Origin of the sequence: Parasphingorhabdus sp. (assembly GCF_039982415.1) — a bacterium.
Lineage (GTDB): Bacteria > Pseudomonadota > Alphaproteobacteria > Sphingomonadales > Sphingomonadaceae > Parasphingorhabdus.
Genome location: NZ_JBDWYL010000008.1, coordinates 137,052 through 148,926 on the forward strand (window position 1 = coordinate 137,052; position 11,875 = coordinate 148,926).

An 11,875-nucleotide genomic window follows, 5' to 3' on the forward strand; every position below is an offset into this window, starting at 1 on the left:
TCATTTGGAACGCCAAACATCTGCAGATTAGCTGAGGTTAGATTCAGATATTGTGTAAAGAGAAGCTAGAGGCAAACTTGTCGCGCGAAGTGGCAACGCCTATCAAGATACTATCTGGTGAGAGGAGTTTTGCATGAAACAGTTGATACCTTCATTCGTTGTAGCAATTTCACTAATATCTTCAGTGCCTGCATCGGCAGAACCGGCAAACAAAAAAGCTCCGGAAATCACAGAGTTGGAAATCGCCGGTTCGAATAACCAGACGATTTTGCAAAATGTAGCCGTAATTTCGTCACCGGTTGCCGATGTTTGGGCCGCATTCGCTACTGAAGACGGGTATAAATCATGGGCTGTTCCCGTTGCATTTGTCGATTTTCGCGTGGGCGGAGTTTTTGAAACAAGTTATAATCCTGAAGCAAAAAAGGGTGATCCAGCCAATATCAAAAATGAAATTCTTGCGTATATTCCTGAACAACTATTGGTGCTTAAAAACATCCAAGCACCGCCAGGATTTGCTTCGCGCGAAATCTTGGATCGATTGGTGTCAGTGTTTCAGTTTGAAGCTTTAGAAAATGGGCAAACCAAAATCACCATTTCAGGCATTGGCTACGGACCTGATGAAGAATCTCAGCGTTTAGTTAAATTTTTCAAAGCCGGTAACAGCTGGTCGCTTGGTGAGCTTACCAAAATGTTAGCCAAAAAGCGCAACGCTCAATCGGGCAAATAAGCGACGCTGCTACACTCTGGCTGTTCACCTGCAATTTACGGTTCGAAACGTCCGCATTCAGAATATAACCCCCCTTTACCCTCGGTTCACTTTGCCCTTCTTTCCTACAATGTACCAAATAGGTTATATCGATGTGTTTCTCTGATTGAAAGGACCATCGCTATGACCGAACTTCCTTCTCATAATAGCTTTACCGATATTCCGGAATCTGATGCGCTAGCCCAGCCCAAACACCGCCATGATGGATGGTCTCCAGACCGGCAGGTGGTGTTTTTGGAAGCCTTGGCACGAACCGGCAATGTGCGGGCTGCGGCGCGCTATGCGGGATTGTCACGAGAGAGTGCCTATAAACTGCGCAGGCGTGCCGATGCGCGGGCCTTTGCCCGGGCCTGGGATGCGGCGATCCTTCATGCGCGGGAAATTTTTCAGGACGAATTAATGGACCGGGGGTTGAACGGTTGGAACGAAGCTGTCTGGCATCAAGGCGAGCAAGTGGGCACGAGAGAACGCTGGAGCGCGCCATTGTTTCTTGCAGCGCTGGGCCGGCTCGACAAGATGGCGGACGGAATCGATCTGGCAGGCAAGCCAGCGCGGGTGGCCGCCGAGAGATTTGATGATCTGCTGGACGGAATCGGCGCAGGCGAAGATTGTGCCGCGCTGGTCGATGAGATTGATGAGGCTGGTGAGGTGGGCCATGCCGGCAGCGCCGCCCTACCCCACGCGCAGATTATGAACGCATTGCAATTGTCAGTCGGACGCGAGAGAATAGAAACCATGGCGACGGAGGCCATGAACATGCCAGATCTGGATATGGAATATTGCGACCAGCGGGATGGTCTCAACCAAGAGCAGCAGGAGAGCGAAGCGGCAGACATAGAAGGCGCGTCAGATGTGAGAATTGTGTGAACTTTGGATGGGAGTTTTTTATAAACTCAGGCGCCGGGCGGGGAGAGTTTTTTTAAAACCTCAGGCGCCGGGCGGGCACATCCGTGCCCTTGGCTATCCTCGCATAAGCTCGGGCGCGCTGTCGCGCTTGCCTCCGCTTCGCGTCGGTTCAGTGCGGCTTATCATGCGTATCCTCAAGAGCATCGTCCGAGCGCAGCGAGGCAAGGCCGACCGGCCGCCGCGCCTTATTGGCGCGTAGCCAAGGGCACGGATGTGCCCGCCCGGCGCTTGAGGAAGAATAAAAATGTAACCTTTTGCGGCCTTGGCCCGTATTTTTAAACATGTTCCAATTAGTGATTGACATGAGAACATATTTAGAACATTAATGGTTCATAGAAAGAACATACAGGATTATTGCCATGCTGACCATCGCCGCCGCGACATTTTTTGCTCTCGCCTTTGCTGGCGCGCTTTTGACAATTGGAATGATGTTCCATGCCTATCAAGGCAAGATTAAGGCTGTGATTCTGGCGGAGCTGGGCAGCGACCCTGTTCAAAATCCGAAAACGGCTCCGCGCTATCGTAGCCAAACGATCAAAGCGTATCGTCCTGCTATGCGTCGCCACTCTGTTGCGTCGGTGCCGCTGCGCGCTGCCGCTTGACCTTGGCATAAGCGCGAATGCTGAACGGGATTAGAATGATATAAGCGATGCTGATCGCGCTCAGCGTGAACCATGGATTGTTGATCAGCATGACTCCCAACAATGCAAAGCCGGCCAAGGCTTCCAGTCGAATATTTTTACGCAGACGTAAAGATGACCAGCTATAGGTCGCGGTGTTTGAAATCATCAAAAAGGCAATCAGCACAATCCAAGGGCCCACTACCGTATAATGTCGGAACATGTCCTGTTCGGTAATAACCCAAAGATAAAGGGGCAGCATCACCAAGCCCGCCGCAACCGGCGCGGGAATACCAGTGAGAAAACCCGCCGATTTATGCGGCTGTTCCTCATCATCAATTTGGGCGTTAAACCGCGCCAAGCGCAAGGCGCAGCCCACCGCCATGGTCAAAGACAAGACCCACCCAAATTGCGGCATATGTTGCAACGACCAGAAAAACATCACCAAAGCCGGTGTCACCCCAAAGGCAATCACATCAGACAGGGAATCGAGCTCTGCACCAAAGCGGCTTTGCGCGTTAAGCAACCGCGCTATGCGTCCATCCAGTCCATCCAATATGCCTGCCAACACCACCGCGCCTGCGGCCAGCACCCAATTTTCCATAAACGCAAAACGCACGCCGCTCAGGCCCACACAAAGCGCCAGCGCCGTGACCGCATTGGGCGTGAAGGCCCGTAAGGATATACCGCGTTCCGGTCGCTCGATAGGCTTTTTGTCAGCCATTAGGCGCGGTCAGCCCGGATCATTGGCCGATACCCTCAATTTCGTTCATCTGGCCGATTTCCGCAATTATTGTTTCGCCGGCGATCGTGCGTTGTCCCAAGACCACATTCGGGGTGGTGCCCTTGGGCAGATACACATCGACGCGGCTGCCAAAGCGGATCAGGCCAATACGTTGACCCACAGCGACGAAATCACCTTCCTTGACAAAGGACATGATACGGCGGGCGACGAGTCCGGCAATCTGGGTAAAGCCGACTTTGAGACCATCATTGCGTTCAACCATGAAATGCTGACGCTCATTTTCATCGCTCGCCTTATCCAGATCAGCATTTAAAAACTTGCCGGAAATATAGGCCTGCCGCTTTACCGTGCCTTCAATAGGTGTGCGATTAATATGAACGTCAAAAACACTCATAAAAATCGATACACGGATCAACTCTTCATCGCCAAGGCCGCCCTCGCCTTGCAATTCAACAGGCGGTACCACCGGCATAATCAAATTGATCAACCCATCGGCGGGCGCGACAATATATTTGTCATCGAGCGGTGTTACTCGCTTGGGGTCGCGGAAGAAGGTCAGCACCCAAATGGTAACACCCGCCATCGGCCAAGCCAAGGTCTCCCAAGCGAAAAACGCGAATATTGCTGTTATTGCCGCTGATATGATCGCAAATTTACGACCTTCAGGGTGAACCGGGGGAAAGGACCACTTGGCTTCGCCAAGGCCTTTGTTTGAATATTTTTCTATCGCCATGGTTGTTCCTTACGACCAGTGTCCTGCTCTGACAATACTCCTACTGCAGTTTTGCCGCATTGGGCATAAGAGTTTGGAACTAGTTGGAACAGATGGTTGAACATATTGCGATCTTTGCTAAGAGATGGCCATCTTAGATTCCTCCCACTGAGTGCATCGATCCATATTGCTTCCAGGAAAGAACAATTTCTATGTCTAAAATTAAGGTCAAAAACCCGGTTGTCGAACTAGATGGCGACGAAATGACGCGGATCATTTGGCAGTGGATTCGGGAAAAGTTGATTGAACCTTATCTCGATATTGATCTGCATTATTATGATCTGGCGATTCAAGTGCGTGATGATACTAATGACAAAATCACGGTTGATGCGGCCAATGCGATCAACAAACATGGCGTCGGCGTCAAATGTGCGACAATCACTCCGGATGAAGCCCGGGTGGAAGAATTTGACCTGAAACGGATGTGGAAATCGCCTAATGGAACGATCCGCAATATTTTGGGCGGGGTCGTCTTTCGTGAGCCGATTGTGATTGATAATGTCCCTCGTCTGGTCCCGGGCTGGACGGATCCGATTGTGGTTGGCCGCCATGCGTTTGGTGACCAATATCGTGCGACGGATTTCAAAGTTCCTGGTCCTGGCAAACTGCGCCTGGTATTTGATGGCGATGATGGCACCAAAATTGACGAAGAAGTCTTTCAATTCCCATCCCCCGGCGTGGCCATGGCGATGTACAATCTCGATGATTCAATCCGCGATTTTGCGCGGGCCTCGATGAACTATGGCCTCAACCGCAATTGGCCTGTTTATCTATCGACCAAAAACACCATTATGAAAGCCTATGATGGGCGTTTCAAAGATCTTTTCGAAGAAGTATTTGAAGCCGAGTTCAAAGAGAAATTTGAAAAAGCAGATATTACGTACGAACATCGCTTGATTGATGACATGGTCGCTGCCGCCATGAAATGGAGCGGAAAATTCGTTTGGGCTTGTAAAAATTATGATGGCGATGTGCAATCCGATACCGTCGCTCAAGGCTTTGGCTCGCTCGGATTGATGACTTCAGTATTGATGACGCCAACCGGCAACACCGTGGAGGCAGAAGCCGCTCACGGCACCGTGACTCGCCACTATCGCCAGCATCAGCAGGGTAAAGCGACCTCGACCAATCCAATTGCTTCTATCTTTGCCTGGACGCGCGGCCTGATTTATCGCGGTAAATTTGATGAAACGCCGGAAGTAACCCAGTTCGCAGAAACGCTGGAAAAAGTCTGTATCCAAACGGTGGAAAATGGCGACATGACCAAGGATCTCGCGATCTTGATCGGTCCGGATCAAAGCTGGATGACCACGGAACAATTTTTTGAAGCCGTTCGTTCCAATCTCGAAACCGAGATGGAGAACTGGAAATAATCACCAGTCTATTTGACTGGCTGACAACTGGGATGTTCGCGTATAGATGTAATCTATGAACACACCGCTCGACAATCCCGCGTTTATTGACGCCATAGTTATATTGGGCGCGGCCGGAATTGTTATTCCCGCCTTTGCACGGTTTCGGATCACGCCGATTATCGGCTTTATCATGGTCGGTGTTCTGCTCGGCCCAGCGGGCTTGGGTTCCCTTTCCGGTCAATATGATTGGCTGCGATATGTCACGATAAATGATCGCGAAGCTATCGAACCGTTTGCCGAATTTGGCATAATATTACTGCTATTCTCCATTGGTTTGGAACTCTCGTTCAAGCGGCTTTGGTCGATGCGGCAATTGGTTTTTGGAGTGGGTGCCGCCGAACTTCTTATCTCTGGCGCATTGATCGGCGGCGCACTTTTCCTTTACGGTTTTCCGCAGCAAAGCTGGGAAGGTGCGGTGGGACTAGGTCTCGCCCTGGCGCTTTCATCAACCGCTTTAGTCTTACCTATGTCCGGAACAAAAAGTCCCGTAGGCCGCGCCTCCTTGGCCATGCTTTTGTTCCAAGATGTCGCCATTGTTCCGATTATTTTTCTGCTCGGAGCGATCTCTCCGGCGATGAACAGCGATGCCAGCTGGGATGCTTTGGCGCAAATATTGTTGATGGGTATATTGGTCATCGGCGGCATGTTGGTCTTGGGCCGCTTGTTACTGCCGCGCATATTCGCGCAGGCCGCCCGCACCAAAAGCCCCGAGCTTTTTCTGTCAGTCAGTCTGCTGGTGATCATTTTGGCAAGCCTTGCCACCGCCGCTACTGGGCTCTCCCCCATTGTCGGGGCATTGCTCGCCGGTTTGCTGATCGCTGAGACCGAGTATCACGGGGAAGTTGAAGTCATCACCCAGCCTTTTAAAGGCTTGGCCCTAGGTGTTTTCCTCATCACTGTAGGCATGCAAATTGATATTCGCGTCATATTGGACAACTGGGCCAGTCTTATCACCGCAGTTGTGGGCGTTGTTTTGGTCAAAGCTGTTGTGATCGGTGGATTGCTTCGCTTTGCTGGTGCCAGACCTGGCACAGCAACCGAAGCCGGCGTGCTGATGTCGAGTCCTTCTGAAACAACGCTGATCGTCTTAGCCGCCGCGGCTCAAGCGCAACTCATTCAACCGCAGACAGCAGCCTTTTGGCAAATTGTTACCGCCATTGGCCTCACTATTACGCCTCTATTGGCGCGGTTCGGACATGACATGGCCCGCCGTGTTGAATTGCGCGGTGAGAATATCGAAGCAACCGATGATCAGGTGATTGATGCAGAAAAAACCATCATTATTGGTTTCGGCAGAGTCGGTAGGCTGGTCGCAGATATGCTAGAAACTCACAATCAAAATTATCTTGCAATCGAATCGAATATTGACGTTGTTGCGAGCGCCAAACGCGATGGCTATCCGATAATTTTCGGCAATGTCGCGCGCAATGAAATGCTCGATCGATTGCGCCTGGGCCATGCCAAAGCCCTAATTCTGACAATGGACGAACCGGTCCTTTCAGTGCAAATTGTCAAACGCGTTCGCGCCTGGGTTCCAGATCTGCCAATCATTGTCCGAGCCCGTGATATTGACCATGCCGCAGAGCTTTACCAAGCTGGCGCCACCAATGCCGTGCCGGAAGCACTTGAAGGGTCTTTGCAATTGTCCGAAGCGATATTGGTTGAAAATGGTGTTGCGATGGGTCCCGTCATCGCTTCAATACATGAAAAGCGCGACACGCTCCGCCAACAAATTCAAAAAGATGGCAATCTCGAAGTGGAACCAAAGCTTAAACTATCTGGCCTGGACAATCATTCCGCGGACTCAGATAAGCTTAGCCCTCAAGAATAGTTTTAATCGCCATGATGGCTTCTTCTGCTTGACCGCCATCAGGACCACCACCCTGCGCCATATCGGGTCGTCCGCCGCCGCCTTTACCACCGACTGCGGCAACTGCAATTTGCACCAATTCTACGGCATTAAAGCGGTGCGTCAAATCGTCCGTGACTCCAACAGCAACCGTTGCGCGGCCATCATTCACCGCAATCAAAGCACTGATACCGCTGGTCAATTTCTTTTTGGCTTCATCAATCAGTCCGCGCAGTTCTTTGGGATTGAGGCCTTGAATAACCTGGCCTTGAAAGGCTGTGCCGGCAATATTTTCAATTTCGTTCGCAGCCTCGCCGCCGCCATCGCCAGCCAACGCCAGTGCTTTTTTAGCTTCAGTCAGTTCCCGATCGAGTTTTTTCCGTTCTTCCACCAATGCCAAGACCCGTTCGGCGGCTTCATCAGGCGAGGCCTTGAGAGCCGCGGCAATGGATTTTAATTTACCGTCCCGTTCGCCAAGCCAAAGTCGAGCGGCTTCTCCGGTCAATGCTTCAATACGCCGAACTCCACTGGAAACGGCGGATTCGGAAATCATCACCATCAAGCCTATATCACCCAATGCATGGACATGAGTCCCACCGCATAGCTCGACGGAGTAATCGACATTATCTTCGAGGCCCATAGACAATACCCGGACCTCATCTCCATATTTTTCGCCAAAGAGTGCCAATGCACCGGCAGCAACCGCATCATCCGGGCTCATCAATCGCGTAGTGACGGCGCTATTGCCACGGATCTGCGCATTCACATCCGCTTCAATCGCCTTCACTTCCCCTTCATTCAAAGCGGCAGGATGTGAAAAATCAAAACGCAAGCGGTCGGGAGCCACAAGGCTGCCTTTTTGCGTAACATGGTCTCCGAGATGATCGCGCAACGCTTTGTGGAGCAAATGAGTGGCGCTATGATTGGCCCGCAGCTGTGTCCGCCGCGCGGCATTAACCACCAAATGCACCGTGTCTCCCACATTGATTTCACCCTTGGAAATCGACATGGCATGGGCGTGAAGACGGCCCAATGGTTTGCTGGTATCGGCAATTTCAGCCGCAAATTCATCTGCTCGGGCTACCGAGCCACTATCGCCCATCTGCCCGCCGCTTTCGCCATAGAAAGGGGTTTGATTGGTCAGTAAAATGACATCATCACCGGCTGCAGCCGATGTGACTTCTTGTCCATCCTTCACTAAAGCGACCACCATGCCATCGCCTGATTCTGCAGTATAGCCGGTAAATTCAGTGCTGCCTTCGCGCTCCGCAATGTCAAACCAAATAGCTTCAGAAGCTTGATCACCAGAGCCTTTCCAGGCGGCGCGAGCCGCGGCTTTCTGCTCCGCCATCGCCGCATCAAATCCAGAACGATCAACACCCAATGATTTTGCTCTGAGTGCATCTTCCGTCAGATCATAGGGAAAGCCATATGTATCATAAAGTTTGAAGGCCGTGGCACCTGCTAAAACATCCCCCTCTTTCATATCGGAAATTTCTGCATCCAGCAGCTTCAAACCTTTATCCAAAGTCCGTCGGAAATTCGTTTCTTCACGCAACAAGGTTTCTTCAATCAACGGCTTCGCGCGGATCAGTTCAGGAAAGGCATTGCCCATTTCACCGGTCAATGCGCCCACCATTTGATGCATTAAGGGGTCCTTGGCGCCTAACAAATGCGCATGGCGCATCGCCCGCCGCATGATACGGCGCAGCACATAACCTCGCCCTTCATTTGCTGGCAACACCCCGTCAGCAACCAGAAAAGACGATGCTCGAAGATGGTCGGCAATAACACGATGACTGGCTTGATTGTCGCCCGTGGTCGCCGTACCGGTCAATGATCCGGATTGCGCGATCAAGGCTTTGAACAGATCGATTTCATAATTGTCATGGGTACCTTGCATTACCGCTGCAACCCGCTCTAACCCCATGCCGGTGTCAATTGATGGTTTGGGAAGGTCAACCCGTTGGCCACCACCATGCTGCTCATATTGCATGAAGACCAAATTCCAAATTTCTACATAGCGGTCACCATCTTCATCGGGACTGCCCGGCGGTCCACCGAAAATATGATCACCATGATCATAGAATATCTCGCTACATGGTCCGCACGGACCTGTATCGCCCATTGACCAGAAATTATCATTGGTAGCGATCCGAATGATGCGCTCTTCCGGTAATCCGGATATCTTCCGCCATAAATTAAAGGCTTCGTCATCGGTATGATAGACCGTCACGGTCAACCGGTCAGCCGCTATCCCCCAGACATTGGTGATCAGGTCCCAAGCATTGTGAATGGCTTGTTCTTTGAAATAGTCGCCAAAAGAAAAATTACCCAGCATTTCAAAAAAAGTATGATGCCGCGCCGTATAGCCGACATTGTCGAGATCATTATGCTTCCCACCGGCACGCACACATTTTTGACTGGATGTCGCTGTCGGCGAAGGGCTCTTCTCAGCTCCCGTAAAAATATTCTTGAAGGGAACCATACCGGCATTGATAAACATCAAAGTCGGGTCATTATGAGGAATGAGCGGCGAGGAAGGGACAATAGCATGTCCCTTGTCACCAAAATAATCCAAAAAAGAGCGTCTAATATCGTTCGTTGTCTGCATGGATTCGACTTAGGCGAGGCCCGTCCGGTTTACAATCCCGTCAATGGCTTGATTTTCGAAAAGCGAATGGCGTTTAAGCATATGCATACGGGCCGCCTTTCTGCAATGCAGTCTGATATTGTGGTCGATTATGGATCAACTGGAGCCACTTTTGCAGGTTTGGAAAACGGTCATCGAGGCCCGCACGCGCCTGACTGGCTTCCAAGGGAAAGCTCATCATCACATCGGCAGCGGTTAACTCGTCACCGGCAAAATAAGGCCGAGATGACAGTTCGCTCTCCAACCAGACCAAAAGTTCTTCAACCATTCCCATGACCGGTTTTTTGGCTGGCCATCCCAGAAAACCCAGACGATTGACCAACAAAGTGCCGAATAGCGGCGGCATCATCGAACCTTCTGCAAAATGAAGATATTGGGTGTAAAGTCGCGCACTAGCTTTATCTTTAGGCGCGCCCAATTTTCCGCCGGCTTTGTCGACAAGATATTCGACAATGGCGGCGGTTTCGATAATCACTTGCCCAGCATCTTCAATCATTGGGGATTTGCCTAGCGGGTGCACCGCTTTCAAGCTTTCCGGTGCGCGCTGTGTTTTGGGATGCCGTTCATAGCGGACAATCTCATAATCCAAGGACAGTTCTTCCAACAACCAGATAACGCGCTGGGATCGACTATTTTCCAGATGATGTACTGTGATCGTCATATTATCCCCCTAAAATGTTTGCGCTTGAAGTTTTAGTTTCATTTCCAGCAATTTGCCCGCAATTGCGAAAGGCCATAGTCTGAGCTGCTCTTGTTGCTCACGGCCCGTGAACTTTTGCCACGATATGACTGGATAGCAAATAAAAAGGGGCCGTCCTGACTATCGGGGGACAGAAGGACGGCCCGGATGCCACGTCTCGCCTCGGGGAAGACGAGCAGGCAAATTCTACAATTTTCAAATTAAAAGCAGGTTGGAGGCGCTATTTATCATCCTCGATATCTGTATCACCATCTGCGCCGACCGGTCCCGTCATCATTTCCTCAGCAATTTCTTCTTCATTGCCACGAATTTGATTTTCCAATTTTGCCATCATCTCGGGATTTTCCAATAGGAAACGCTTCGAATTTTCGCGCCCCTGCCCAATGCGGACCGAATCATAGGAGAACCAAGCGCCAGATTTTTCAACGACCCCGGCTTTCACGCCCAGATCAATTATTTCTCCGACCTTGGATATGCCTTGGCCATACATAATATCAAACTCAACCTGCTTGAACGGCGGCGCCACCTTATTCTTGACCACTTTTACGCGGGTCGAGTTTCCGACAATATCATCCCGCTCTTTAATCTGACCGGTTCGACGGATATCCAAGCGAACTGAAGCATAGAATTTCAATGCATTGCCGCCTGATGTTGTTTCAGGATTACCATACATAACCCCGATTTTCATCCGCACTTGGTTGATGAAGATCACCATACATTTAGATCGGCTGATAGAGCCCGTCAGTTTTCGCAACGCCTGACTCATCAAACGGGCTTGCAAGCCAACATGAGTGTCACCCATTTCCCCTTCAATCTCAGCCCGGGGCACCAATGCTGCAACCGAATCCACGACCAGCACATCAATCGCATTTGAACGCACCAATGTGTCGGTAATTTCGAGCGCTTGTTCCCCCGTGTCCGGTTGGGAAATAATCAGTTCATCAATATCGACGCCCAAGGCATTGGCGTAAACCGGATCAAGCGCATGTTCCGCGTCGACAAATGCAGCCGTACCGCCCGCTTTTTGTGCCTCAGCAATAACATGCAGAGCCAATGTGGTTTTACCAGAGCTTTCTGGACCATAAATTTCGATCACACGCCCTTTTGGCAATCCCCCGATACCAAGCGCAATATCCAATCCCAATGATCCAGTCGAAACTGATTCTACTTCCATCGCCTTGCGCGACCCCAGTTTCATCGCCGAGCCTTTACCAAAGGCACGATCAATCTGTGCTAATGCGGCGTCCAGCGCCTTTTGTCTGTCTGATGAGTTCAATTGATTATCCGATTCTACGACTTTTAAATTACCGGCCATTTGCCTGTCCCCTTCGCTAAATGCTTGTACCATATCAATCAATGATGGATATTATGTACCGCATTTGTTCTACTAGAACAAGAGAGGAACAAAATTATTTTTAATTTCCGGTATAACACATAAAAACAAGCGCT

10 protein-coding genes are annotated in these 11,875 nt (G+C 50.7%); 5 read left to right on the plus strand and 5 right to left on the minus strand.

Annotated elements, in window-relative coordinates:
* Positions 1-133 precede the first annotated feature (133 nt).
* The 3 genes from ABJU74_RS13250 to ABJU74_RS13260 all read left to right on the plus strand — a co-directional run bounded on the left by ABJU74_RS13250 (position 134) and on the right by ABJU74_RS13260 (position 2,274).
* The gene (locus tag ABJU74_RS13250) at positions 134-727 is read left to right on the plus strand and encodes an SRPBCC domain-containing protein (RefSeq protein WP_348384737.1); all 594 of its coding nucleotides are present in this window, start codon (positions 134-136) and stop codon (positions 725-727) included.
* 162 nt (positions 728-889) lie between these two features.
* Positions 890-1,633, plus strand: a complete 744-nt coding sequence (locus ABJU74_RS13255; protein WP_348384738.1) for a hypothetical protein — start codon at positions 890-892, stop codon at positions 1,631-1,633.
* A gap of 398 nt (positions 1,634-2,031) precedes the next feature.
* A complete protein-coding gene (locus tag ABJU74_RS13260; RefSeq protein ID WP_348384739.1) occupies positions 2,032-2,274 on the plus strand; it encodes a hypothetical protein in 243 nt (80 codons plus the stop codon).
* Here ABJU74_RS13260 and ABJU74_RS13265 read toward each other — a convergent pair.
* Positions 2,225-3,016: a phosphatidylcholine/phosphatidylserine synthase gene (locus ABJU74_RS13265; RefSeq protein ID WP_348384740.1), complete on the minus strand. Its 792-nt coding sequence runs from the start codon at positions 3,014-3,016 to the stop codon at positions 2,225-2,227. The two genes, ABJU74_RS13260 and ABJU74_RS13265, sit on opposite strands and share 50 nt — an antisense overlap.
* Before the next feature lie 19 nt (positions 3,017-3,035).
* Positions 3,036-3,770 carry a phosphatidylserine decarboxylase gene (locus tag ABJU74_RS13270; protein WP_348384741.1) on the minus strand — a complete coding sequence of 245 codons (735 nt, stop codon included), beginning with the start codon at positions 3,768-3,770 and terminating at the stop codon, positions 3,036-3,038.
* Positions 3,771-3,961: 191 nt separating this feature from the next.
* Between ABJU74_RS13270 and ABJU74_RS13275 the strand changes: the two genes are divergently transcribed.
* Together ABJU74_RS13275 and ABJU74_RS13280 are read left to right on the plus strand one after the other, a co-directional pair.
* Positions 3,962-5,182: an NADP-dependent isocitrate dehydrogenase gene (locus ABJU74_RS13275; protein WP_348384742.1), complete on the plus strand. Its 1,221-nt coding sequence runs from the start codon at positions 3,962-3,964 to the stop codon at positions 5,180-5,182.
* Between the two features lie 55 nt (positions 5,183-5,237).
* Positions 5,238-7,055: a cation:proton antiporter gene (locus tag ABJU74_RS13280; protein WP_348384743.1), complete on the plus strand. Its 1,818-nt coding sequence runs from the start codon at positions 5,238-5,240 to the stop codon at positions 7,053-7,055.
* On the opposite strand, the gene alaS is transcribed toward ABJU74_RS13280, so the two are convergent.
* From alaS to recA, 3 genes are all read right to left on the minus strand, one after another.
* Positions 7,039-9,687: an alanine--tRNA ligase gene (alaS, locus tag ABJU74_RS13285; RefSeq protein ID WP_348384744.1), complete on the minus strand. Its 2,649-nt coding sequence runs from the start codon at positions 9,685-9,687 to the stop codon at positions 7,039-7,041. The genes ABJU74_RS13280 and alaS overlap by 17 nt on opposite strands.
* Before the next feature lie 73 nt (positions 9,688-9,760).
* Positions 9,761-10,387, minus strand: coding sequence for a glutathione S-transferase (locus ABJU74_RS13290; RefSeq protein WP_348384745.1), 627 nt, complete (start codon positions 10,385-10,387; stop codon positions 9,761-9,763).
* A gap of 259 nt (positions 10,388-10,646) precedes the next feature.
* Positions 10,647-11,741, minus strand: a complete 1,095-nt coding sequence (recA, locus tag ABJU74_RS13295) for a recombinase RecA (RefSeq protein ID WP_348384746.1) — start codon at positions 11,739-11,741, stop codon at positions 10,647-10,649.
* Positions 11,742-11,875: the final 134 nt, after the last annotated feature.